Below are 24,213 nucleotides of genomic sequence, written 5' to 3'. Positions count from 1 at the left end.
TGATCAGGAAGCCCGTGCAGCGACCCAGCCGGGAGGGACGACCGCCACGACGACCGTTACCGGGCTGTGCTCGAGGAGGTGGGACACCACCGGCCCGAGGTAGACGAACCCGTCCGAGCTCCGCGGTGTCGCCCCGACGATGATCACGTCCACGTCTTCGGCACCGCAGAGTTCCACGAGTCGTTCGGCAGGGCTCGACCCGGCGATCGAAACCGTCCGTGCCCGCGGCGTGCCACTGCGCATCGCCTGCTCGTGGGCACTGCGCAGAAGGACGTCGCCGGGTGTGAGCGGGTGGACCAGCGGGTCGCTCCCGAAGGGCGCGAGCGTCCGTGGTGACGTGTCGATGTGAGCGAGCACGAGCTCAGTGCCGAGACGGCCGGCCACGCCCGCGGCGAGCTCCTGAGCCGCCTGTGACGCAACCGTTCCTGTCACCGGTACGAGCGCCCGGCCGAACGCTCCAGGCAGCTTCTGGTCGGGGACACGCTCGGGTCGTACCAACACAGTCGGGATCGTCGACGACGACAACAGCGCGGCGACGTCGTGTGGAAGCTCAGCCCCGCTGTTGCCGGGGAGACCCACCACCACGGCGGAATAGCCGCGCGCCGCTTCGCGAATGAGGCGTGCCCCCGCCAGGAGCGGCTCGGTGCGGACGACGTCGGTTCTGCGCTCGGCGAGCACGTTGTGAACTGCGTCGACGTGTTCAGGGGAGGCGCAGCCATCGGATCTGACCAGCGTGACCGCTACTCCTGAAGGCCAGCACAGGTCCACGATCTGCGCAGCGACGACCGTCGGAGGGTCCGCGTTGTCCCGAAGCAGCGGCGCGCGATGTCCCGTGATCAGTCGGGTTCTCTCGGAGTCCTCAGCGGCAAGTCGGCGTTGTTCGGCCTCGGTCCCCTGCCATGAGCCGAGGGTCGCTCGCAGCAGGGGAGGGGCGGCGACCGAGGTGGCGATCGCCATGACGACGATGACCGCATAGGAGTCGTCGTCGAGGACTCCTATGGACAAGCCGACCGCCGCGATCACGATCTCCAGGGCTCCCCGGGCGTTGAGAGCTACGCCGAGAGCGACACCCTCGCGGCGCGGGAGGTGTCCGACGGCCGCGCCGACCGTCGCCCCGACGAACTTCGTCGCGGACGCGACGGCGACGATGATCACGCTCCACAGTGCGACCGTCGGGTCGGCGAACGCGCCGAGATCGACACGAAGGCCGGCGGTGGCGAAGAAAACGGGGGCGAGCAGGCTGTGCGCGACGTTCTCGACGAGGCGGATGACGCGCTCGTCGCGCCAGCGGGAACGGCCCACGATGACGCCGCCGATGAACGCTCCGAGAACCGCCTCGACGCCGATCCACTGCGTCACCGCAGCAGCACCCAGGACGATCGTCACGACGAGGACCGTCTGGCTGGTCGCAGGTTGGGTGGTCGATGAGACGAGACGCAGTGCCCGGTCGGTCAGGCGCTGGCCGACGGTGAGCATGGCGACGAGGAAGACGGCCATCCACGCGACGGTGCCAACTGTCTCGCCCAGGTTCACCGAGCCCTTCTCCGCAAGGCCGGCGACCACTCCCAGTAGAAGCCAGCCGACCACGTCGTTCGCGATCGCTGCGCCGATGATGATCTGTGAGACATCGCGGCGCAGCAGACCGAGGTCGGCGAGGACCCGAGCCACCACCGGTAGTGAGGAGATCGAGAGCGCCACTGCGAGGAACGCGGCGAAGGTTCCCTGTGTGGCCTCAGGCCCGAGGAGTTCGCCCGGAACGGCGAGCCCCACGGCGAAACCGACCCCGAGTGGAACGACGAGGCTGCCCGTCGCGACGCAGATCGCCGGCCGGCCGAGTCGGCGCAGGATGTCCAGGTCGGACTCGAATCCCGTGCTGGCCAGGAGCAGGACGAGGCCCAGTCACGCGACGGCGAAGAGCATCGCCCCCTGTGTCTCGCCTGCCGGGAAGAGCCATTCGGCGCCATCGGGCCACGCTCGACCGAACACGGACGGACCGAGCAGGACACCGGCGAGTAGTTCCCCGATGACCGAAGGCTGGCGTAGGCGGCCGAAGGCCCACCCGAGGATGCGCGCCGCAGCGAGCAGAATGGTCAGTTGCGTGAGGAAGACGAGGACCTCGTGTTCGCCCGGGGCAGCGATGGCGTCCATTCGATGTGACCTACGACGCCACGGTGCGACAACCGAGCAGCGGGTTCATGGCGTCGAGGGCGCCGATGCGGTCGATGCCCAGGACGTAGACGCAGACGTCGTGGCGTCCGGGCCCGACGGCGCCCCGCACGGTGAATCCGTGTGAGCCACCCACGGCCAGGGCCGTGTTCACGTCGGGGCGCACTGAGGCCGCCCGTCGTTCCGCCCAGAAGCGGCCGTCGACGTAGACGTGTACGAATACCGACCGGGTGGCGTCGTCAGGATCGAGTGCCCAACCTGCGACGTCGAGTCCCTCTGAGGTCGTGGCGACGCGGTCCACGTACCCCCGCGGAACGCTCGATCCGGTGGGCGACGGTGGTGTGGGTGGGGGCGCGGGCGTGGTCGGCCCTGAGCCGGGATGTCCGCTGGTTCCCACCCGCACGTTCCGACACGGGCCGAGGGCGGCGTTGCGGGAGTCGAAGCGCCCCGCGCTGTCGAGGCCGAGACCGAAGACGCAAACCTCATGGGCGCCGGGCGGCGTGGGGACGAAGCCCGCGAAGCCGTGACGGGCATCGGCGCCGGTTGCGGCAGCGACATCCGGGCGGCGCGAAGACGCCGCGAACTCGCCACCGAAAGCGCCGTCCACATAGACGTGGACACGCGTCGGGGTGCCCGGAACGTCCCAGTCGAGGGCCCAGCCGGCGAGCTTGACGCCCCCGGCGACCGCGGTCGCCGTGTCGACGGAACCGAGCGGACGATGTACCGAGCGGGGGCCGGGAGGTCCACCGGAACACGCCGGCAGCGGCCGGAAGTCGTAGCGGTCCCGGTTGGCTCCAAGCCACCTGTCCACAGCGGCGACGGTCACCCGGTAGTTCGTGGATCCGTCGTGGAGAAGGACCACCGACCCGTTCACCACCCGTTCGAGTTGACCGACGATCCCCGAGGCGGAGTTCCTGTAGTCGGCGGGGTCGATGTTCCAGTAGATCTCGGCCAGTCCGCGCTCTGCCGCCAGCCTGCGACTGGCGGTGGTCGAGGTGCCGTATGGGGCCCTGTGGCAGGTGAGGGGAGGGCCTCCTGCGCTGCGTACCGCGTCAGCTGTTCGATCGAGTTGGGACGCGATCGCTGCATCGCTCGAGCGCGAATAGTCGGGGTGGTCCCACGAGTGTCCACCGAGCGCGTGGCCGTCGCGCAGCATCCGTGCGATCAGAGCGGGCTGTTCAACCACGCGGCTCCCGAGCACGAAGAACGTGGCGTCGACGTCGTAGCGATCCAGAAGATCGAGCACCGCAGTCGTACCGCTGGACAAGGGTCCGTCGTCGAAGGTCAGATAGACGATCGGCTTGGCCGGCGGAGCTGCTGCTGCTGCCTCCGCGGTCGCCATGGCGCCCACGGCCGAGACGACGGCCGCCGCTGCCACGACGACGCGGATCCACCGCATCGAGGCGATTCCCGCAGACGACGACACCGATCCACACTCCTCGAAGACCGGCGCAGAACGCCGCTACGCGCGGAGTCTGCGGTGTCCAGCGGCTGCTGTCAATCCCGTCGTCGGTGCTTCAGCCTCCGGTGATATCGGGATGGCCGACTATCGTCCGCGGATGGTCGAATCCGTTGCAACGGTCCATGCCGCGCTCACCGGGCTCGCCGGGCAGTGGCGAGCCGACCGGTCGGAGCGACAGGCACGTACGCATCTCGATCCGGGGGACTTCGCAGCGATCCACGAGACCGGTTTCCTGCGACTCGTCGTCCCGATGTCCCGCGGCGGGCTATGGGAAGACTCCCTCACCGGCACCCGCGCGGTGGCCGAGGCGCTGCGCACGATGGCGGGCGGCGATCCCTCCGTCGCCCTGGTCTCGGCGATGCACCCGGCTGTCGTCGGCTTCTGGCTGACGAACCCTGATGAGGACCAGCCGGAGTGGACGCTCCAGCGCGACGCCGTCTTCGCCACGGTGATGGACGGCGCCCAGTGGGCCACGATCACGTCGGAACCCGGTAGCGGGGGAGACATGCTGCGCACTCGCTGCGAGGCGGTCCCCGACGGCGACGTGGCGACCTTTCTACCCGGCGATACGTACCGGCTGACCGGCGACAAGCACTTCGGCTCCGGTATCGGCATCGCCGACTACATGATGACGTCGGGGCTGCCGGTCGGAGCCGAGGAACCCGCCGCGTTCGTGCTCGACATGCGTGGCCGGCCATGGGACGAGGCCGCTGAGGCGACGATCACCGCAGAATGGGACGGCGTCGGCATGGCAGCGACCCAGAGCCACGCGATGCGTTTCGAGGCCATGCCTGCGGTCAGGGCGGCGTGGAACCGGCCACTGACGGACCTCGGGCTCCGAGCCGGGCCTTTCGCCTCGTGCCTGTACACGGCCGTTGTGGTCGGCGTCCTCGACGAAGCCGTCGAGACGGCGCGGGTGCGGGTCACGGAACGCTCGCGCAGCGGTGACGGACTGCGGACCTTCGAGGAGTCGGAGTGGGCGCGAGCGGAGATGGACCACTGGGTCGCCCGGCAGGCCTACGAGGGAGGACTGAGTGCGGTCGAGACGGGCGACGTGGCCACTGCCGTCCACGGAGCCCTACGGGCCAAGCAGGCAGTCGCGGGCCTCGCCGAGGAGACGATGCTGCGGCTGTGCAGAGTCCTCGGCGGGGGAACCTTCTCGCGCCGGTCGCCCTTCTCGCACTGGTTCGAAGACGTCCGGGCCCTCGGGTTCCTGCGTCCCCCGTGGGCGCTCGCGCACGACGCGCTGTTCGCGACGTCCCTGTCTCCCGAGGCGGAGCCCGGGCCGTCCTGACGGTGAGCTCGCAGCGTTGCGGCGCGCCTCACGGGCGGCCGGGACGCGACGAGGCCCCGGCGGGAATGCTCCAGCCGGGGCCTACGTCGGAGAATCTGTGAGAGGTCGCCTCAGGCGGCCGCGGTCGCCTTCGACCCCAGCTTGCGCAGCTCAGGAGCGACCTTCTCGCCGATCAGGCGGAGGCTGTTCTGCACGAGATCGAACGGCATTCCGGCGTAGGAGACCGCCATGGCGGGCCGGAGCTCACCGGTCATCTCCACGCGCTGCGTCCACTTCTCGATGATCTGGTCCGGGGTTCCCCACGCCTGGTTCTGCATGAACCCTTCACACGCGGCATCCACGCCGATCTCGGCGATGGCGCTCGCGCCCTCCTGGTAGGCCTCGTAGCCCTTGGTCTCGCCCCAGTGGTTGCCGTCGAAGTCGTAGTGGCGGATCACCGTGTCGTAGTACTTCGACAGGTACTTGCGGGCGACGTCCTCGGCGACCTTCGGGTCCTCGTGGCAGAACGTGAAGTCCGAGAACACGGGGGCGCCGGGCTCCTTGTCCGGATGGACCTTCTGGAACTCCGCCCGCCAGGCCTCGACGGCCTCGTGGTGCATCTCCCACGGCAGCTGCACGAACGACATCATCGTGCCGCCGATGTGGGCGGCAGCCATGGCCGACGGCGGCGTCATCGCCACAGACAGGAACGACCGGTCCCGGTAGCCGTGCTGCGGCGCCGGGGTGACCGTGGTGCGCGACTGGGTGAAGTACTCGGTGTCGTACTCGGCGACTCCGGTCTCCAAGATGTCGAGGATGATCTCGGCGGACTGGTCGAAGCGCTCGCGCGAGGTGCCCATGTCGATGCCGAAAGCACGGTATTCCTCTCGGGCGAGGCCGCGACCGAAGCCGAGGAGGAAGCGGTCACCCAACAGGACCTGCAGCACAGAGATCCGCTCGGCAACCCGGGTGGGGTTCTCGTGCCACGGCAGGATGATGGCGCCCGAACCGATCTTGATGCGCTCCGTCTTGCCCGCGAGGTAGGCGAGCATCTGGAGGTTGTCGGGCATCATCGAGTAGCCGGGGTCGAAGTGGTGCTCGGGCAGGAGCAGGAAGTCCATGCCGACTTCCTCGGCCAGGAGAGCGACCTCGATCTCCTTGCGCATCATCTCGGCGTCGGATAGCCCGTCGTGGGTGTTCTGAAAGATGAATTGCAGGCCGATTTCCATTAGCGCGGTCCCCCTGGGTTCGTGGTGAGCGACGGGCCGCCCGGCATCACGAACTGGGCGCACTCCCGACCTTGCCAACCTACGCGCTGAGTGGGCATTCGGCCAGTCGGACAGGGGTCCGCGTGACCCGCAGGCTCAGGCGTCCACAGGTACCGGGCCAGGCGTCCGGCCACCAAAGCAGCTCGCCGGTGCGAAGATGAGCCTGGTGATCGTCGCCGCTGCGGTCGGCGCCCCTCGAGCCAGGATCGGATCCCCATGACGACGGGCGCAGAGCACGGCGAGGTTGCGGTGATCGAGCGGTTGTCGCGCCTCGACCGGTTCCTGCCGGCGTGGATCGTCGCGGCGATGGCCCTCGGAATCGCCCTCGGGCGCCTGATCCCCGACCTCGACGACTGGTTGGACGAGATAGCGATCGGCACGGTCTCGCTGCCGATCGCGATCGGGCTCCTGTTGATGATGTACCCGGTGCTGGCGAAGGTCCGGTACTCGCGGATAGACGAGGTTGCGGCCGATCGGCGGCTGGTCCTGAGCTCCCTGCTGCTCAACTGGGTGGTCGGCCCCGCGCTGATGTTCACGCTGGCATGGCTGTTCCTCGCGGACCTTCCCGAGTACCGCACCGGGATCATCATCGTGGGGTTGGCCCGATGTATCGCGATGGTGCTGATCTGGAACGATCTCGCTGGTGGCGACCGCGAGGCCGCCGCGGTGCTGGTGGCGCTGAACTCGGTGTTCCAGATCATCGCCTATGCCGCGCTGGGGTACTTCTATCTCGAACTGTTGCCCGGCTGGCTGGGTCTGGACACCGCGGCGCTGGACGTCTCGATGTGGGAGATCGCCCGCATCGTGTTGATCTTCCTCGGAGTGCCCCTGGTCGCGGGATACCTGACCCGTCGCGTGGGGGAGGCCCGCCGCGGGGTGCAGTGGTACGAGGACGAGTTCCTGCCGCGGATCGGCCCCATCGCGCTGTACGGCCTCTTGTTCACCGTGGTCATGCTGTTCGCGCTCCAGGGCGAAGCCATCACCGACAGCCCCGTCGACGTCGCCCGCATCGCGGCGCCCCTCCTGGTCTACTTCGTCATCATCTGGGGGGCCTCGTTCATGCTGGGCCTGCGTCTGGGCCTCTCCTACGAGAAGAACACGACGCTCGCGTTCACCGCGGCGGGCAACAACTTCGAACTCGCGATCGCCGTGGCGATCGGGGTGTTCGGGGTGACGTCGGGTGAGGCGTTGGCCGGTGTGGTCGGTCCGCTCATCGAGGTGCCGGTCCTGGTGGGCCTGGTGTACGTGGCGCTCTGGGCGAGGCGCCGGTTCTATCCCCGGCCGGTGTGAACGGCGGCCCGGTACCGCCGGAATGGCGGAATCGGGTCAGCGGGGCAGGGTGAGGACGAAGGATGCTCCGCCGCGGTGGTCGGGGTCGATGACCAGGGAACCACCGTGACGTACCGCGATCTCACGGCTGATGGCGAGGCCCAGGCCGGTGCCGCCCTCGTCGCGAGCCCGGGCGTCGTCGAGGCGGGCGAACCGGGCGAACACGTCCTCGCGTCGCCCGGCCGGCACGCCCGGCCCGTCGTCGGTGATCCGCAGCTCCACAGCCCCGTCGAGCTCCCGAAGTTGGACCTTCACCGAGGACGTCGCGTGCCGGATCGCGTTGTCGAGCAGGTTGCGCACTACCCGGGTGGTCTGGCCGGGGTCGACTTCCGCGTGGGCCGCGGTGACACCGGCGGCATCGATCGTGACGGCCTGCCCCTCGCGGACCCGCCGCACCTCGCTGAGGACGATGTCGTCGAGATCGGTCGGTCGGCGGCGCAGTGGCGCGGCGTTCGCGTCGGCGCGGGCGAGGTAGAGCAGGTCGTCGACGAGTTGTTGCAGTGCAACGGTCTCTTCCAGGACGAGGCCGTGGGTCGCTGCGAGGTCGGCGCGTTCGGGTTGGTTGAGATCCACCTCGAGCTCAGTGCGGATGCGGGTGAGCGGACTACGCAGCTCATGGGACGCGTCGGCGACGAAGCGTCGTTGGTTCTCTCCTGCCTCCGCGAGTCGGTCCAGCATCGCGTTCATCGTGGTCGCGAGGCGGCTGATCTCGTCGTCGTGAGGCGGTACCGGAACGCGCCGCTCGGTACTCGTGTCGGTGATCGCGGTCACCTCCGCCCGGAGGCTCTCCACCGGACGCAGGGTCCGTCCCACCAGCCACCACACGAGGCTCATGACGAAGATCACGACGCCCGGCACGGCGATCGACAGGGCCCAGGTGAGCCCACGGATGGCGTCGCGCAGGTCGTCGATGTTCTCGGCGACGTTCAACACCAGCGTTCCCGACGGGGTCTCGACCCGCCTCGACAACGTCCGGTAGGTGTCGTCTTCGAGCGGAAGATCGCTGACAGTGCGCAGCCGCTGGTCCTCGTCGGCGGCCAGAGTGGCGATGGGGGCTTCGCCCTCGAGGTTGGTCGTGGCGGCGAGAACCGTGCCGGCCGGGTCCATGACCTGTGCGGCCCGGTCCTCGTCGTTGCTGTTCGCGACGACCAGCGACGGCTCACCGCCCTCGACGAGGATCTCGCCGAGTTGGTCGGAGCGCTGCTCGAGGGACGCGTCGAGGTTGTGCATGAGTTGCTGGCGCTGGAGGACGACGAGTCCGATCGCGCTCGCCGTGAGAACGATCGCCACGAGCAGGCCGGCGATCACGGTGATGCGGAAGCGGATCGTCGAGGTCCTGGCGCGCAGGCTGGGCACGTCGCTAGCCGCCGTTCGTGGCGAGTCGGTACCCCGCGCCGCGCACGGTCTGGATGGCGCTGCGTCCGAACGGCTCGTCGATCCGCGTGCGCAGGCGGCGGATGTAGACCTCGACGATGTTCGGATCACCGTCGAAGTCGAGGTCCCACACCCCCGCGAGGATCTCCGCCTTGGACAGGACCTGACCCGCCCGGCGCACGAGGAACTCGAGGACGTCGAACTGACGGGTCGTGACGTCCACCTCCTCGTCGCCCCGCCAGACGCGACGCTGCCCGGGGTCGATGCGCAGATCGCCCACCTCGAGCGCGACGGGTTCCTGCCCGCCCGCACGCCGCAGAAGTGCGCGCAGGTGTGCAACCAGGACCGGGAACGAGAACGGCTTGGTCAGATAGTCGTCCGCGCCGGTGTCCAGCGCCTCGGCCTCGTCGAGGTCGCCGTCCTTCGCCGTCAGCACCAGGATGGGTGTCCAGTCGCCGGCCTTGCGTAGCTCGCTGCAGATCTGGAAACCGTTCCTGCCGGGGAGCATCAGGTCCACGATGACCGCGTCGTAGGTGCTCTCGATCGCCTTCCACAGTCCGGCGACGCCGTCGTAGGCGACGGTGACGTTGAAACCCTCGCCTTGGAGGCCGCGCGTGACAGCGGTGGCGATCTTCTTGTCGTCCTCGATCAACAGCAGCTTCATGGCACGGACCGCCCCTGCGCGATCGTAGAGGTGCCAGCCGCTACCAGATCGAACGCCATCGCCCCACCCAACCAGGAGCGACCTGACTCCCACCTGACGGGTCAGCGGCGTGTCAGCTCCTGCAGCGCCGTGACCACATGTTCGACGGAGCGCTCCCACGTCCAGCCGGCCCACTGGTGGACCGACGCGCGGGCGAATCACCGCAATCGCCGGTTGGCGGCCGACATGTCGCTGGGCGAGCGGGCCGTGCTCGCTGCGGTCGGCGGGGACCTCGGAGGGAGTCGGGTCAACGGTGTCGCAGAGCAGATGGATCGCAGCCTGCAGTGGCGTGAGCGCCCCGGCACCGTGACCGCGCGATTCGAGGACCTCGTCGGTGAGCTCGCCCCCGGAGCCGTGACCAGGCTCGCGACGGAACTCGGAATCACGGTCACACCGCGACGCGCCCGCCAGATCGCGGAGATGGTTCCCGGCGGCACGGGGACGTTCAGGCGGGGGATGGTCGGGTCCTGGCGCGACGAACTGTCCGCTGAGGTCCGTGGACGTCTCGATGAGGCCCTCGGGCCCCTCGCCGAGCAGCTGGGCTACCCGCGCTGAGCCCGACCGGCCGGCTCAGTCGCGGGACGAACTTCGCCACACGGCGGGATCGAGGTCCGACGGTCCGGCACCTGGCGACATCTCGTGGAACCTGCGTTCGACGGCCTCGAGGCGCGTCTTGGCGTCCAGGTAGCGCCGGAAAGCGGCCGTCGCCTCTCTCTCCGCCTCGGCCACCGCGTCCCGCAGACGGTCGCGGTCGTCATCGTCGTCGGCCGCGTCCAGAGCGATCCGCCGGCTCTCCGTCTCGACGAGTCTCGCCGACGCCTCAGTGTCGAGTTCCCTCACCCATCTGCGGGTGCGTTCGACCTGTTCGCGCAGCTCCGCCAGTTCCTCGAGTTCATCATCGGGCTCCGCGTCGAGGTCCAGGAACTCAGTGGCGAGCGTCATGATCGCGATCGGCAGGCTCTCGAGGAGCATGCCGAGCGGTGACCCGAACGGTCCGAGGGCGCGTCCCCGGCGGATCCGCAGCGGAGCCAATGCCAGCGTCGTCGAGCCGAGGGCGTCCGCGAGCGCAGCCGCTGTGGGCTCGACCTCCACGACGTCGGCACGGATCCGCGCCGCCTCCAGCAGCGACTCCACCCGGGCTCTCTCGTCGGGCTGCTCGCCGGCCGGAACATGGGCGATGACGCGGGCGTCGCTCCACGCCGGGTCGCGCTTGCACAGCCAGGCGATGAGCGTGATCAACTGCCCGACCTGATCGTCGGACCACCACAGCCCGATCGTGCGGTCACGGGGGGCGGTGGACTCGAAGACCTCCCACCCGTGGCGATCCACGTTGGTGATCACCACGTTGGTGCCCTGGCGGGCGCAGCCGTGCAGCATCTGTCCGTACGCCTCGCCGTCCCCGTCGGTGCTGCGGAGGTCCCGTACGCCGAAGACTGCGAGGTTCGCGCGGATGTCGCCGATCCCGTGCGCCTGCACCAGAGCCGGGACTGCGACGTCGATCTCCTGGGTGGCGAGAACCCGGGCGTAGCTACCCGGTGCCGAGTCGTCGAGCTCACGGCGCAGATCGGCCTCCACCTCCGCGGCATGTCGTCGTCGGCGGGGATCGTCACCCTCGACGACGCGCACGGCCGTCATGTAGCCGACGTCACCTTCCATCCAGGATGCGACCTTGAGCATGCGGCTCCGCAGCTCGGGATCCCTCGGCACGAAAACGAGCATGCACGGGCGCCAGTCACGCGTCCGGGGGTGGTCGTCGAGGCGGCGCAGGTGCTTGCGCGCCTGGGTGAAGTGGTAGGCGCCTGCGCTGTCGCTCCACCTGTCGGGGGTGTCCCGCCGCCGGAGATAGAGGTAGAGGCCCACCAGCACGACGCCGGCGGCGGCACCGGCGATGGGGTTGATCGCCACGATGGCCGCGCCGCACGCCGCCGTGCCGGCCAGGCTCACCCGACGGTCGTACCAACGGAACCGAGGGCGGAACGACGTGCTGGCGGCCCGGATCTCGAAGTAGGTCGCGTAGTTGATGAGGCCGTAGCTGGCGAGGAAGAACATCGAGATGATCGGGGCGACGGCGTTGAGGTCGCCCAGTGCCGCCACGATCACCGCGATCAGCGCCGTGATCAGGGCGGCGCGGCGGGGGTTTCTCATCGGTCCGGCCCCCGCCGCGAAGGGGGCGATCCCGGGCAGGACACGGTCCTTGGCCAACTGCTGCAGGACCCGTGGCCCGCCGAGCGACGATGCGAGTGCCGACGACAGCGTCGCCGCGAGCACGCCGACGAGGATCGTCCACGCGGCGAGCGACACGTCGCCCATGATCGTCGTGGTCTCGTCGACGAGCGTCGCCGCCGGAGCCGATCCGGCGAGGACGATGATCGCTGCGACGTAGACGATGGTCGAGACGCCGACGGCGGCGAAGGTCCCCCGTGTGATCGAACGGCTGGGGGAGCGGAGGTCGCCGGACATCGCGACCCCCTGGCTGAAGCCCGTGACGGCCGGGAAGAAGATCGCGAACGCCTCCCAGAAACCGGTCCCGTTGTCGGGCTTGTCGAAGTTCTCCGACAGCAGATCCGCGTCGAAGTCGCGGCCGGCGCCGACGAAGAACGACACCAGCGACATCACGAGAAGTGCCATCACGACGTACTGGAGACGGGTGGCGAGGTCCGAGCCGATGATCGCCACGCCGATCAGCACGACGATCAGGGCGACCGCGACGGACTGGATCACCGACGCGGCGTCGCGGTCGAACGCACCGGCTGCCGCCTCGGCGAAGCCGATGGCGTAGAACGCGACCGAAACCGAGATCGCCAGGTACAACACCACGCCGACCGCCCCGCCGAACTCGACGCCGAGGGTTCGCGAGATCAAGAAGTACTCGCCGCCGCCGCGGACCTTGAGGTTCGTCGCGACCGTTGCCAGTGAGATCGTCGTGAGGACCGAGACCAGCGTCGCCAGGCCGAGAATGATGAGCGACTGGAACAGGCCGACGCTGCCCACGACGTAGGGCACCCGCAGAAACAGCACCAGGCCGAGGATCGTCAGGATGCTCGGCGTGAAGACGCCTCCGAAGGTGCCGAGCCCTCCCTGTTGCTCCTCGGTCGCGCCCGTCATGTCCGCACACTATTGCCGGTGGAGGGGGTGGACCGGGTCCCTCCACGCGCGATGTCAGCCGGAGCCCCGCCGCCAGCGGTGTCCGCCCTGTCCCTAATTACGGTATTGATAGTTCCCGGTTAATGGCTAGTGTCTCAGGTACGCCGCGACAGCAGCGGGTGGACACTCCGGGGGACTCCGATGACCGACGTGCTTTTCGACCCGACCAGGCTCGAGGTCCAGGTGGATCCCTACCCTCACTACCGGCGGTTGCGGGACGAGGCGCCGGTCTACTTCATCGAGCCGGTGGGCGCGTACGCGCTCACCCGCTACGAGGACTGCAAGAACACGTTCCTTCACCCCGAGCAGTACTCGGCACGTGACTTCATCGCCCAGGCCTTCGGCGACCTAGACCCGGTACCCGAGGTGCCGTCGATCATCGCGATGGATCCGCCCGAACACACCCGGCTGCGCAAGCTCGCCGCCGAGGGCTTCAAGCCGTCGATCACAAGGGCCATGGAGCCCAAGGTGCACGAGATCGTCGACGGACTGATCGACGACCTGATGGACCGGCCGGACCGCAGCTTCGACTTCGTCGGAGACTTCGCCGCCTACGTGCCGGTCAGCGTGACAGCCGAGATGATCGGGGTCGACGCGTCCCAGCGTGAGAACTTCAAGCACTGGACCGCGGACCTGTTGAACGCCGCCAACCGCGCCGCGCTGGCCGACGACGAGGTCACCCGCATCCGTGCGAGCGTCGCCAGTCTGCGCGAGTACCTCGAGACAGTCATCGCGGACCGCCGGGCCAACCCGACCGACGACTTCATCTCCATGCTCGTCCGGGCCGAGGTCGACGAGGAGACGCTCTCACCCCTCGAGGTGCTGAGCGTGGTGATCCTCACCCACTTCGGTGGATCCGAGACGCCGTCGCACCTGATCGGCAACTCACTCATCGCGCTGTTCGAGGAGCCCGACCTCATGGCGCGGGTGAAGGCTGATCTGTCCCTCGTCCCGAAGGTGGTCGAGGAGTCGCTGCGCTTCTGGTCACCCGTGCACCTCGTCTTCCAGACGGCGGCTCAGGAGATCGACCTGCACGGTGTCACCATCCCGGAGAACTCTTTCGTCCTGTCCTACATCTCGTCCGCCAACCGCGACGAGCGCCGTTTCCCCAACCCCGATGTCTTCGACATCGACCGCAACACCGACGGCCACCTCTCCTTCGCGCACGGCCCCCATTACTGCCCGGGTGCATCGATCGGTCGGCGGATGGCCGCAGTCGCACTGACGAAGATCCTCGAGCGGATGCCCGACATCGCGCGGGTGAACGCCGACACCGACTGGCTGCCCACCCTGTGGATCCGGGGCGCGCGCACCCTGCCGGTGACCTTCTAGGTGGCGGACACGGACACCCGCAGGGGGCGCCCACTCGACCCGACCCGTGACGTCGCCATCGTCGACGCCACGATCGAGTTGTTCGCCGAGGTCGGTTTCGACCAGTTGACGATGGAGGCCGTCGCCCGGCGGGCGAGCGTGGGCCTGTCGACCATCTACCGCCGCTGGAACTCGAAGTCCGAGCTCGTCGCCGCGGCGATCGCCGCACTCCTGGTCCCCGACGACGACGCGGCCCAGGACCCGGCGCCGTCGTACACGGACGTTCTCGAGCGTCTCTTCGAGACCCTCGGCGGCGCCGAGCGGCCTTTCTACCCGGGCGTCATCTCCGCGATGGAATCGGACCCCGAGGTGGCGGCGGTCGTGCGCACCCATGCCATCGAGCCCTACCGGCGCGCTCTGCGCAGACACGTCCGCGACGTCCTCGGCGACTATGCGGACGACGAGACCGTCAGGCTGCTCGCAGACCTCGGTCCCGGCCTGTTGATCTACCGGTCGCTGATCGTCGCGGAGCCCCTCACGCGTGAGTTGGTCGACCTCGTCAGGGCGACCTTCGACGTCACGCTCGCGGCGGTCGCCGCCGAGAGGGGACTGCGACCCGGCCGGTGACGGCGGGTCGACACATTCGACCAGGGCCGACAACGGCCCGACCACGACACGAGCGGAAGCGAAGATGGGGGACGGTACAGGCGTCGTCGGCGCCGACGGACGCGACATGGGGACGGACTTCCACATCGAGGACCCGAGCCTCAACGACAGCCTCGAGGAGACCCTCGACGCGTTGTTGGCGAAGTGCCCGGTGGCCCACAGCACGGTCGGGCACGGCTACACGGTGTTCAACCGCTACGAGGACGTCAAGCGGTGCGCCCAGGACTGGGAGACGTTCTCCAGTGCGGGCGGCTACATGGTCAACCGCCCGGAGGGGGCCGTCCTCATCCTTCCCGAGGAGTGCGATCCGCCCTACCACGACACCTGGCGCCGCGCCCTGAACCCCTTCCTCAGCCCGACGACGATCGCGAGCTACGAGGCCCCCGCCCGCCAGTACGCGAACGAGCTCATCGACGCATTCGCTGCGACGGGCTCGTGTGAGTTCGTCGGCGACTTCGCCGCCCAGTTGCCCGGGATGGTCCTGTTCAACTGCATCATCCCCGTCCCGGTCGAGGACCTGCCCTGGCTGTTCGAGACCCTCGACATCGGCACCTTCGGTCCTCTCGAGGAGCGCGGACCGTCCTTCGTCGAGGTCTACAACTACATCGGCGACTACCTGGCCGCCCGTCGAGACGAGGGCCCACGCGGTGATGTCGTCGACCTCATCGTCGCCGGCGTGGACAAGGACGGCGAGCCGGCACCGTGGGAGGACCGGATCAGCGTCCTGGTGGACCTCGTCTACGGAGGCCTGGCGACCACCACCCACGTCATGTCCGCCGCCATCCATCACCTCGCCCTGAACCCTGCCGACCGGCAGGCACTCGTCGAGGACCCGAGCCTGATTCCCGCGGCCGTCGAGGAGTTCATCCGAGTGTTCCCGCCGGTCATCGCCGTCGCCCGCCACGTGACCGCCGACGTCGAGGTGGCGGGTGAGGACCTGAGCGAGGGGGACTGGGTTCTGTTGAACTACGCCTCGGCGTCGCGGGATCCGGAGGTGGTCGAGGATCCCACCACGATCGACATCCGCCGCGAGTCGATCCTGCACTCGACCTTCGGCATCGGCGTGCACCGCTGCATCGGCTCGCATCTCGCGCGGCTCGAGCTCACGGTGACCATCGAGGAGATGCTCAGGCGCATCCCGGAGTTCTCCGTCGCGCCCGGGTCGTCGCCGTCGTATGAGACGGGTCAGCTGCGGACCATGAAGAACGTCCAGCTCGTCTTCGATCCGGCGTCGGCATGAGGGTCGCGGTGGACGCAGACCTCTGTACCGGACACGGCCGTTGCTACGCGCATGCCCCTGAGGTGTTCGAACCCGATGACGAGGGGTACAACGCGGCCCGGGGCGAGGTCGCCGAGGTTGCCGCTGCACAGACGGAGGCGGCGCAGCGGGCTGTCGACAGCTGCCCCGAGCGCGCCCTCACGGTCCGGGAGCGGTGATGGCGCTCTAACCTGCGAGGTGTCCCACGACGAGAGGCGCCGATGGTCGACAAGGACCGTATTCCCACGCGACGGGAGCCTCCACCGTTCCGGCGGGTGACCGTCCGTTCGGTCGAGGACCTCGGCCCGCGCATGCGGCGGGTCGTCCTCGGCGGCACCGAGCTCGACGGTCTCGAGATCACAGAGCCAGCAGCGAGCGTGCGGCTCCTGCTTCCTCCGCGCGGCGCGGACGCGATCGTCATGCCCACCTGGACGGGCAACCAGTTCGAGTTGCCCGACGGTGAACGCGCGCCGATCCGCACATTCACCCCCCGCCACATGGATGCCGAGGCGCTCGAGCTGACGGTCGACTTCGTCGTGCACGGCAGCGGGGCGGCATCGGACTGGGTCAGCGGCGCCCGACGGGGTTCGGAGATCGCCGTGTCGGGCCCGGGGCGTGGCTACGAGGTGGACCCGTCGTCAGCCCATCTGCTGGCCGGCGACGAGACCGCGATACCTGCGATGAGCCAGCTCCTGGAAGTCCTCCCCCCGGAGGTCCCGGTCACGGTGCACGTCGAGATCGCGGACGCCTCTGGTCGTATCGACCTTCCGACCCACGGCGGTGCGACGATCCGTTGGCACGAACTCGCCGAAGATGCGCAGCCGGGCGATGCGCTGCTGGCGGCGATCGAATCCACCGATCAGCTCCCCGGCGCGATCTGGGTCGCAGGGGAGGCCGCCGGGGTCCAGCGCATCCGCAAGCACTTCTTCGAAGTGCGCGGACTGTCGCGGTCAGATGCGACCGTACGGGGCTACTGGAAGAAGGGTCGGTCGGCCACGTGACGGGCGCGCCGGGCTTCCTCGACCGCGCCGATGCCGGGCGTCGGCTCGGGGAGCTGCTGGCGGGCCGCTCCAATCTGATCGAACCGCTCGTCGTCGGCCTCCCGAGGGGTGGGGTCCCCGTCGCAGCCGAGGTCGCGCAGATCCTCGCGGCGCCCCTCGACGTGATCCTGGTGCGCAAGCTCGGCGTCCCCGGACAGCCCGAACTGGCCATGGGCGCAATCGGCGAGGACTACGTCACGATCGTGGACGCGGAGATGCTGGCCATGGCCCACGTGTCCGAGGAAGCCCTCGCGGCGGTCGAGGCACGCGAGCGTGGCGAGCTCGCCGCGAGGTCGCAGCGTCTACGTGGCTCGATACGCCGGCGGCGGCTCCGGGGTCGCACCATCGTGATCGTCGACGACGGACTCGCCACCGGTTCGACCGCGCGCGCTGCGTGCTCGGTCGCCCGGGCGGAAGGCGCACGTCGGGTCGTTCTGGCGGTGCCTGTGGCCCCGGCGGGATGGACCGATCGGCTCGGTCCCACGGCCGACGACTACGTCGCCGTCTACGAGCCTCTCGACTTCGGTGCGGTGGGTCAGTTCTACGCGGATTTCACCCAGGTCAGCGACGACGAGGTCGTCGCCGCACTCACATCGCCGGGAGGCACCCGATGATCCAGACCGTAAAGGTCGCTGCAGTTCAGGCGACTCCCGTCTTCCTCGACCGCGAGGCCACCACCGCCAAGGCGTGCGATCTCCTGGCCGACGCGGCCGCCAACGGAGCGGACCTCGTCGTCTTCCCCGAGGCGTTCATCCCCGCCTACCCGGACTGGGTGTGGCGCACCCGCCCGTGGGCCGACGGCCCGGCCGCGTGGTACGACCGGCTCCACGACAATGCCGTCGCCATTCCCGGTCCGAGCACCGAGGTGCTCGCAGAGGCGGCGCGCGCAGCGGGCACGTACGTGGCCATCGGTGTCAACGAGATCGATGCCGCCGGCGGGACCATCTACAACACGCTGTTGTTCATCGACCCTCATGGCGAGCTCATCGGCCGCCACCGCAAACTCATGCCGACCGGCGGGGAGCGGCTCGTGTGGGGTACCGGCGACGGATCCGGCCTGCGGGTGTATGAGACGCCGTTCGGCAACCTCGGTGGGCTCATCTGCTGGGAGAACTACATGCCACTGGCCCGCGCTGCCCTCTACGGGCAGGGGATCGACATCCATGTGGCGCCGACCTGGGACAACAGCGAGGAGTGGGTCCCGACGCTGCGCCACATCGCGAAGGAGGGCGGCTGTCATGTGATCGGCGTCACGCCGTTCCTGCGGGGATCCGACGTTCCCGACGACATCGAGGGTCGCGACGAGATCTACGGCGGCGACGAGGACGTCATGTCACGGGGGAACACGACGATCGTCGGCGCGGGTGGAGCGATCGTCGCCGGCCCGCTGACCGGTGAGGAGGGAATCGTCTACGCCGACCTCGACACCGCAGCGCCCCGCAGGCAGCGTCGGCACTTCGACGCGGTGGGGCACTACGCCCGGCCCGACGTGCTGCGCCTGGTCGTCGACCGTTCGTCGCGTTCGGCTGCGACCTACCGGGACTCCGGTGAGGTTGGCGGTCCGGGTGACGGCCCCGGAGACGGCGCAGCTTCCGACCCCGTCAGATCGTGACGAAAGCGGCGATCTCGGCCTGGCAGCGCGCAACCACCTCGGGTACGGCGTCGGCGACGAGCAGCGACAGTCCGAGTCCGTCGTAGGCGGGTCCGATCTCGACACCGATGAACACGACTCGTGGCGGCGTGGATGCGAGCGGCCTCGTCCGGGTGCAGAGCGCGACGACGCCGGGTCCGAACGGCTCCACGAGCCTGAGCGCCTCGTCGAACTCGTCCGTCTCGTCGCTCATCGGAACCGCCACCCGGCGGATACGGCCCCGGGGCCCTCCGCCGCGCATGCCGGCGACGATCACGGCGAGGGGACGACCGGCCCACAGGAGTTGCAGCCGGTGTAGGTCGTCGGCGGTCTCGGAGAGGTCGGTGCCGCTCATCGTGCCGCGCAGTTCAGCGATCACGGCAGGTCCGACGCCTTCGTCGCCGCGCCATCTGTCTCCGACACCGATGATCAGTGGTCTGGTGGTCGTCGCCTTCACCCGCTCACTCCCGCTCGCGTCCGGGGCGGTCCCGGAGAACGCCGCTGGAACCGACTATCGGGCCGGCGCAGACCGCCGGCAAGGGTCCTACGTCACCGGGACGGGTGGCCCGGCGCTCACAGCACCGCAGCGATCCCCGTCGTGTTCGCCAGGGCGATCTGGCCATGGGTCACCGCACGCAGCCAGCCGAGACGCCGGGGAGTGAGGGTGGCGCAGATCGTGTCCCAGTGCAGGGCGACGGTCGATCCGACGCTCAGGGGTCGGCCGGGGTAGCTGCTGCCGTCGCCGTCGCCGTCGTTGCCGGCGATGTCGAAGCCGCTTCCGCCGGTCCGAACCGTCCGCGGCCGTGGCGTCCCCAGCGACAGGCTCGTCCCGTCCCAACACAGCGGTGCAGCCATGACAACTGCGCTGTCACCGTCCAACGAGATCACCCGGCCCCACGACACCCGGCAGGACTCGAGTACGCCCAGAGCGATCTCGCCACCGCGTCCGTCGCGCAGGAGGCCCACCCACGGGTAGACGCCGAACACGTGGAAGGCGTGATTGGCGACCGCACCGGTTCCGACACCGGCGACGACGTGGTCGTGACGGTCGCCGGCGCGCCCGTGGAAGCGGTCGACCAGGTGGTTCCCCAGGTCGTTGGCGGCGACGTTCGTGATGAGGTCGTTGCCGAGCCAGTAGGCCTCGACCACCCGCTCGTCGAGAGGGTCGGCGTGACCTGCGCCCGCGAGCAGCTCGAGCCACGGCCAGGCCCCCTCGAAGGCCGTGGCGAGCTCGCGCAGGCCGGCGTCGGGGGCGATCTCGCCCGAGGCGTAGGCCGCCAGAGTGTCATGGGCGTCGGGACCGCAGTACCCGTGTCCGTTCGGCGGTGCGGCAAACCGGGCGAACATCATTGCGCCGGCGACGCTCATCGCGCCGCCGCGCCGCTCGGGGTCGCGGTGGGGCGCATCTGAACGGCGACCATCAGCGCACCGGCGGCGACGAGTGCCAGACCGAGCGCCGCCGGACCGATCGAGGCCCGCCCCGACGCTCCGTTCAGAAGGGCCGTCACGACGGCGCCGCCGGCGAGGATTGCCGTGACGTCGATCGCGGGGGCCACCGCCAGTGCCCGGTGCCACAGGGCCACGAACGCCGCGAGAACGACGCCTGTGAGCACCACCCACCCCAGGCCGCTCCAGCCGATCGCGACCACGTCGCCGAGGGCGCCCCGCAGCGCCGCCCAGGTGAGCAGCACGATGGCACCCCCGCCCATCCGGGCCGCACTCACGGCGGCGGCTGGCGTCGTCGCGAGCATGCGCTTCGTCACGACCACCTCGACGGCCCAGATCACGGTGGCCGCGGTTATGAGCGTCTCACCGGACCCGGGATCACCGAGGCCGAACCCACCGACGAGTTCGTGTTGACCCCAACCGATGGCGACGATCGCAACGAGGTGGTGCCACCGGAGGCGCTCGCCGAGCACGGCGACGGCGCCGATCGCCACCCACACGACGAGGGTCTTGTGGAGGAACGCCGCGTCGGTGCTGTTCACGCGTGACAGCCCTTCGAAGAACAGGACGAACGGGACGCTGCCGGCCACGGCCACGGCAGCGATGCCCGCCTTCGGGGCGGTGGTGATCGCGACGCGGGTCCCGCGTGCCCCGTGCGCGACGACCGCGACGAAGACGAGAACCAGCGCCGCGACGAGGTTCTTGGCCGTCGTGTAGTTCGTCGCGTCGCCGAAGCGGCGCACGGCGATCCCGTTGGTGTAGACCGCGATGCCCGAGACGACGGCTGCAGTGGCGGCGAGCCCGTGGCCGCCGCAGCGGGCGGGTGTTCTGATGTTCCCGGCGATCGTCTTCACGTCGACCTCCTGTGGTCGTCTTGTCGGGCCGCGGCGATCGAGGCGGCCTCGGTGGGACTGACGCGGTGCGTCGCCAGCCCCAGATGGCACGCGAGCCAGTCGCCGGGAGCGACGGTGACACCGTCGACGACGAGAAGCGCGAGCGAGATCCTGCGGTCGTGGTCGCCGATGACGATGGTCGCCGTTTTGCCGTCGTCGCTCACGGTGCTCACGCGCCCGACGTCAGCGAGACACATGGCGTCGAACCTCCTCGACGACGCGAGCCGCCGCCTCGGGAAGAGCGGCTGTCACTTCGGCCGACAGCGGGCCCTCGTCGGCGGTCGCCGATATCTCCACGCCGATCACGACGAGTCGGTCCGGCATCCGGTCGAGGGCGGCGGCCAGTCCCGCCGCATGCGCGACCCCGGCGCCATGGCTGCTGAGCGACGTCGTGGTGGGCAGGTCAACCTCACCAGCCACCAGGGACCGTACGGTGCCCGGCGCTGCGCCGGACCGCATGGCGTCGACGACCACAGCGAGGGAGCGGTGCGCCATCGCGTCGACCAGCCGCGTCGCCTCGCCGTCCAGTTCGGCGAGATCCGCAACGGTTGTGTCCAGCCGACCGTCGGCACGCAACAGGTCGATCACGGCCGGGCCGACGCCGTCGTCGCCCCGCCAGCGGTTGCCGACCCCGATGACGACGGGTCTCATGACCGCACGACCGTCAGGTCGAGGAAGTGGGTCGCGCACGAGATGCAGGGGTCGTGGTTGCGGATCGTGACCTCGGCGCTGCGACGCAGTTCGTCGTCGCCGAGATCCAGGTTGTCCTCGACGAAGTGCCACAGGTCGTGTTCGATGGCGGCCTGGTTCTGAGAGGTCGGCGGGACGATCGATACGTCGGTGATCGTTCCCTCGGCGTCGAAGGCGTAACGGTGATACAGCAGGCCCCGGGGAGCTTCGGTCACGCCGTGCCCGACGCCGGCGCGGGGCTCCACCACCGCATGGGCGGCGGGAGGCTCGATGTAGTCCTCGACGACATCGAGTGCGATCTCACATGCGTGCAGGGTCTCGACGGCGCGCACGACGATGCTGCGGAAGGGGTTGCGGCATCGGGTGCCCAGGCCCGCGGCTCGGGCGGCCGCAGCGGCGCGGGGAGCCAGGGCGGCCGATGCGAGGCTGTAGCGCGCGAGCGGGCCGACCAGGTACTCGCCGCGCTCGACGAGGTGCGCGTGCAGCGCGGTCGAGTGGGGGACATGGGTCTCGACGACGTGGTCGTCGAAGTCGCCCACAGCGATGTCGAGTCCACGGTCCGAGACGATCCTGTCCCCGAGCACGGGGTACCCCGCCGGATCCTGCACCGCGACGAGTTCGTGGGTCGTCTCGAAGTCCGGGAAGTCGAAGCGCGAGACCCAGTCGACGACGGCCTCTGCGAGATCCGTGGCGCGTGCCATGTCCTCGCGGGTCTCGGCGATCTCGCGGCGCGTCGGCAGCCGGTGGAAACCCCCGACGCGGATGTTCACGGGATGGATGGCTCTTCCGCCGATCCGCTCGACGATGCGGTTGCCGAGCTTCTTCAACTCGAGTGCCCGCTCCACCGCCGGGCGGTCGATGGCGGCGAGCTCGATGCCGCTGTCGACGCCGAAGAAATCCGGAGCGTGCAGGAAGTGGATGTGGAGTGTGTGGCTCTCGATCCACTCCCCGGCGTACAGAAGGCGCCGCAGCCGGCGGATCGGGTCGCCGGCGTCGACGCCGAACGCGTCCTCGATCGCCGCGCATGCGCTCATCTGGTAGGCGACGGGGCAGATGCCGCAGATCCGCGCGGTGATGTCGGGCGGCTCCGACCAGGCTCTCCCGCGCAGGAACCCCTCGTAGAACCGGGGTGGCTCGTAGATGTCGAGTCGGACGTCGCGGACCTCGTCGCCGTCGATCTCGACGTACATCGCTCCCTCGCCCTCGACGCGTGCGAGAGCTTCGGTGCCCACCAGTCGTCCGCCCCGTGCCTTGTGGGTCATCGCTGTTCACCTCCCGGTGCAGCCACTGCGACCTCACGGAAGCCCGGCGCCCACGCGTTGAAAGTCGCGAAGAGCCGGGCGATCGCAGCGTCGTCGAGGCCGGTGGCGCGCAGGACCTCGGTCAGCGGTCCGGTCGTGGCGCTGTCGGAGGGGCCGAAACAGCCGTAGCAGCCGCGGTTGTAGCCGGGGCACAGCGCCCCGCATCCCGCGTGGGTGACCGGGCCGAGGCACGGCGTGGCCGACGCGACGAGAACGCACGGGTTGCCGGCCAGCTTGCATTCGACACAGACGCTGTGGCTCGCGATGACAGGGCGGCGCCCGGCGAGGGACGCGCTGATCACCTCGACGAGTTGTGTGCCGTCGATCGGGCAGCCGCGCAGCTCGAAGTCGACGGCCACGTGGTCCGAGATGGGCGTCGCTGTGGCCAGGACATCCAGGAACGCCGGCGTGGCGTAGACGATCGACATGAGCTCACGCACGTCGCCGAAGTTGCGCAGGGCCTGGATCCCGCCGGCGGTCGCGCAGGCACCGATCGTGATGAGGGAGCGGGATCTCCGCCGGATCTCGGCGATGCGCGCGACGTCCGCCGGGGTGGTCACGGAACCCTCGACGAGTGAGAGGTCGAAGTCGCCGCCGTCATCAGGGGCTGACGACGCCTCCAGGAAGTACACGAGATCCACCGCGTCGGCGACGGCCAGTAGATCGTCCTCGCGGTCCAGCAGTGTCAGCTGGCAACCGTCGCAGCTGGCGAACTTCCAGACGGCTACGCGTGGCCTGGTCATCGCTGGGCCACGCTCAGGACTGCCGCAATGCGGGTCCATGTGGTCACCGGGCCGTCCACGCAGGTCAGAATCGGCCCGAGTTGGCAGTGGCCGCAGTGTCCGACACCGCAGTGCATCGTCCGCTCCAGGGAGAGTTGGACCTGCCGGCCGGGGACCTCGGCGAGGGCGAGGGCGTCGCCGACCACGCGCATCATGATCTCCGGGCCACACATCAGGACGTGGGTGTCGGCCGGGTCCCGCACGGCCTCGTCGAGGAGCGCTGTCACCGGTCCGACGGTCCCGGCCCACGGAGTCCGGGCGACATCCACGCTGCACGCGACACGGGCACCGGCTGCCCAGGATGCGAGATCGTCGGTGTACAGGATCCCCTCGGGCGTACGGGCGCCGACGAGGACGGTGATGGACCGGTAGTTCCCCGCGGACGCCAGTGCCGCCTCGATCGCAGGACGCACCGGAGCGAGCCCGAGACCTCCCGCGACCACGACGAGGTGGCAGCCGCGGGCGACGTCGAGATCC

Annotated in this window: 24 protein-coding genes and 1 pseudogene; 10 read left to right on the top strand and 15 right to left on the bottom strand. The window is 69.5% G+C overall.

The annotated features are described in order from the left end of the window. Positions 1–3: 3 nt before the first annotated feature. From RIE08_00910 to RIE08_00900, 3 genes and pseudogenes are all read right to left on the bottom strand, one after another. On the bottom strand, positions 4–957 hold the full coding sequence (locus RIE08_00910; GenBank protein MEQ8716146.1) for a universal stress protein: 954 nt from the start codon (positions 955–957) through the stop codon (positions 4–6). Beyond that, positions 931–2,148, bottom strand: a pseudogene (locus RIE08_00905) (cation:proton antiporter). The gene RIE08_00910 and the pseudogene RIE08_00905 overlap by 27 nt, the downstream one beginning before the upstream one ends. Before the next feature lie 10 nt (positions 2,149–2,158). Then, positions 2,159–3,592, bottom strand: coding sequence for a polysaccharide deacetylase family protein (locus RIE08_00900; GenBank protein ID MEQ8716145.1), 1,434 nt, complete (start codon positions 3,590–3,592; stop codon positions 2,159–2,161). Positions 3,593–3,725: 133 nt separating this feature from the next. Here RIE08_00900 and RIE08_00895 point away from each other — a divergent pair, with 133 nt between their 5' ends. Beyond that, positions 3,726–4,922, top strand: coding sequence for a hypothetical protein (locus tag RIE08_00895; GenBank protein MEQ8716144.1), 1,197 nt, complete (start codon positions 3,726–3,728; stop codon positions 4,920–4,922). A gap of 110 nt (positions 4,923–5,032) precedes the next feature. Here the strand turns inward: RIE08_00895 and RIE08_00890 are convergent, their stop codons facing one another. Next, positions 5,033–6,130, bottom strand: coding sequence for an LLM class flavin-dependent oxidoreductase (locus tag RIE08_00890; GenBank protein MEQ8716143.1), 1,098 nt, complete (start codon positions 6,128–6,130; stop codon positions 5,033–5,035). Between the two features lie 255 nt (positions 6,131–6,385). On the opposite strand from RIE08_00890, the gene arsB reads away from it, so the two are divergent. Then, positions 6,386–7,459, top strand: a complete 1,074-nt coding sequence (arsB, locus tag RIE08_00885; GenBank protein ID MEQ8716142.1) for an ACR3 family arsenite efflux transporter — start codon at positions 6,386–6,388, stop codon at positions 7,457–7,459. 36 nt (positions 7,460–7,495) lie between these two features. On the opposite strand, the gene RIE08_00880 is transcribed toward arsB, so the two are convergent. Together RIE08_00880 and RIE08_00875 are read right to left on the bottom strand one after the other, a co-directional pair. Next, positions 7,496–8,854, bottom strand: a complete 1,359-nt coding sequence (locus RIE08_00880) for an ATP-binding protein (protein ID MEQ8716141.1) — start codon at positions 8,852–8,854, stop codon at positions 7,496–7,498. A gap of 4 nt (positions 8,855–8,858) precedes the next feature. Further along, positions 8,859–9,536, bottom strand: a complete 678-nt coding sequence (locus RIE08_00875) for a response regulator transcription factor (protein ID MEQ8716140.1) — start codon at positions 9,534–9,536, stop codon at positions 8,859–8,861. Between the two features lie 129 nt (positions 9,537–9,665). On the opposite strand from RIE08_00875, the gene RIE08_00870 reads away from it, so the two are divergent. Further along, positions 9,666–10,130 carry a hypothetical protein gene (locus RIE08_00870; protein ID MEQ8716139.1) on the top strand — a complete coding sequence of 155 codons (465 nt, stop codon included), beginning with the start codon at positions 9,666–9,668 and terminating at the stop codon, positions 10,128–10,130. Positions 10,131–10,145: 15 nt separating this feature from the next. On the opposite strand, the gene RIE08_00865 is transcribed toward RIE08_00870, so the two are convergent. Further along, the gene (locus RIE08_00865; protein ID MEQ8716138.1) at positions 10,146–12,680 is read right to left on the bottom strand and encodes an amino acid permease; all 2,535 of its coding nucleotides are present in this window, start codon (positions 12,678–12,680) and stop codon (positions 10,146–10,148) included. Between the two features lie 180 nt (positions 12,681–12,860). On the opposite strand from RIE08_00865, the gene RIE08_00860 reads away from it, so the two are divergent. The 7 genes from RIE08_00860 to RIE08_00830 all read left to right on the top strand — a co-directional run bounded on the left by RIE08_00860 (position 12,861) and on the right by RIE08_00830 (position 18,606). Continuing rightward, positions 12,861–14,051, top strand: coding sequence for a cytochrome P450 (locus tag RIE08_00860; GenBank protein ID MEQ8716137.1), 1,191 nt, complete (start codon positions 12,861–12,863; stop codon positions 14,049–14,051). Beyond that, positions 14,052–14,657: a TetR/AcrR family transcriptional regulator gene (locus RIE08_00855; GenBank protein MEQ8716136.1), complete on the top strand. Its 606-nt coding sequence runs from the start codon at positions 14,052–14,054 to the stop codon at positions 14,655–14,657. 64 nt (positions 14,658–14,721) lie between these two features. After that, positions 14,722–15,936 carry a cytochrome P450 gene (locus tag RIE08_00850; protein MEQ8716135.1) on the top strand — a complete coding sequence of 405 codons (1,215 nt, stop codon included), beginning with the start codon at positions 14,722–14,724 and terminating at the stop codon, positions 15,934–15,936. 8 nt (positions 15,937–15,944) lie between these two features. Then, a complete protein-coding gene (locus RIE08_00845) occupies positions 15,945–16,133 on the top strand; it encodes a ferredoxin (protein MEQ8716134.1) in 189 nt (62 codons plus the stop codon). Between the two features lie 96 nt (positions 16,134–16,229). Continuing rightward, on the top strand, positions 16,230–16,955 hold the full coding sequence (locus RIE08_00840) for a siderophore-interacting protein (protein ID MEQ8716133.1): 726 nt from the start codon (positions 16,230–16,232) through the stop codon (positions 16,953–16,955). Further along, the gene (locus RIE08_00835; protein MEQ8716132.1) at positions 16,952–17,608 is read left to right on the top strand and encodes a phosphoribosyltransferase family protein; all 657 of its coding nucleotides are present in this window, start codon (positions 16,952–16,954) and stop codon (positions 17,606–17,608) included. Before RIE08_00840 ends, RIE08_00835 begins: the two co-directional genes overlap by 4 nt. Then, positions 17,605–18,606, top strand: coding sequence for a carbon-nitrogen hydrolase family protein (locus RIE08_00830; GenBank protein ID MEQ8716131.1), 1,002 nt, complete (start codon positions 17,605–17,607; stop codon positions 18,604–18,606). The genes RIE08_00835 and RIE08_00830 overlap by 4 nt, the downstream gene beginning before the upstream one ends. Here the strand turns inward: RIE08_00830 and RIE08_00825 are convergent. From RIE08_00825 to RIE08_00790, 8 genes are all read right to left on the bottom strand, one after another. Beyond that, complete coding sequence (locus RIE08_00825) at positions 18,596–19,081, bottom strand: hypothetical protein (protein MEQ8716130.1); 486 nt, start codon at positions 19,079–19,081, stop codon at positions 18,596–18,598. The genes RIE08_00830 and RIE08_00825 overlap by 11 nt on opposite strands. A gap of 116 nt (positions 19,082–19,197) precedes the next feature. Beyond that, positions 19,198–19,992 carry a DUF6390 family protein gene (locus RIE08_00820; GenBank protein ID MEQ8716129.1) on the bottom strand — a complete coding sequence of 265 codons (795 nt, stop codon included), beginning with the start codon at positions 19,990–19,992 and terminating at the stop codon, positions 19,198–19,200. Then, the gene (locus RIE08_00815) at positions 19,989–20,924 is read right to left on the bottom strand and encodes an EamA family transporter (protein MEQ8716128.1); all 936 of its coding nucleotides are present in this window, start codon (positions 20,922–20,924) and stop codon (positions 19,989–19,991) included. The genes RIE08_00820 and RIE08_00815 overlap by 4 nt, the downstream gene beginning before the upstream one ends. After that, positions 20,921–21,160 (bottom strand): HypC/HybG/HupF family hydrogenase formation chaperone, encoded by a 240-nt coding sequence (locus RIE08_00810; GenBank protein ID MEQ8716127.1) that lies wholly within the window; start codon positions 21,158–21,160, stop codon positions 20,921–20,923. The genes RIE08_00815 and RIE08_00810 overlap by 4 nt, the downstream gene beginning before the upstream one ends. After that, positions 21,147–21,614 carry a hydrogenase maturation protease gene (locus RIE08_00805; protein MEQ8716126.1) on the bottom strand — a complete coding sequence of 156 codons (468 nt, stop codon included), beginning with the start codon at positions 21,612–21,614 and terminating at the stop codon, positions 21,147–21,149. The genes RIE08_00810 and RIE08_00805 overlap by 14 nt, the downstream gene beginning before the upstream one ends. Then, entirely contained in the window at positions 21,611–22,915 is a 1,305-nt protein-coding gene (locus tag RIE08_00800) for a nickel-dependent hydrogenase large subunit (GenBank protein ID MEQ8716125.1), read from the bottom strand. Before RIE08_00800 ends, RIE08_00805 begins: the two co-directional genes overlap by 4 nt. Beyond that, entirely contained in the window at positions 22,912–23,697 is a 786-nt protein-coding gene (locus tag RIE08_00795) for a hypothetical protein (GenBank protein ID MEQ8716124.1), read from the bottom strand. Before RIE08_00795 ends, RIE08_00800 begins: the two co-directional genes overlap by 4 nt. Next, the coding region (locus RIE08_00790) for a hypothetical protein (protein ID MEQ8716123.1) at positions 23,694–24,213 on the bottom strand (520 nt) is incomplete at its 5' end. The genes RIE08_00795 and RIE08_00790, both read right to left, overlap by 4 nt.

The organism is Acidimicrobiales bacterium, assembly GCA_040219085.1.
Classification (GTDB): Bacteria; Actinomycetota; Acidimicrobiia; order Acidimicrobiales; family JAVJTC01; genus JAVJTC01.
Note: the sequence above shows the minus strand (reverse complement) of the source record. Positions and strands in the feature narration are given on the sequence as shown.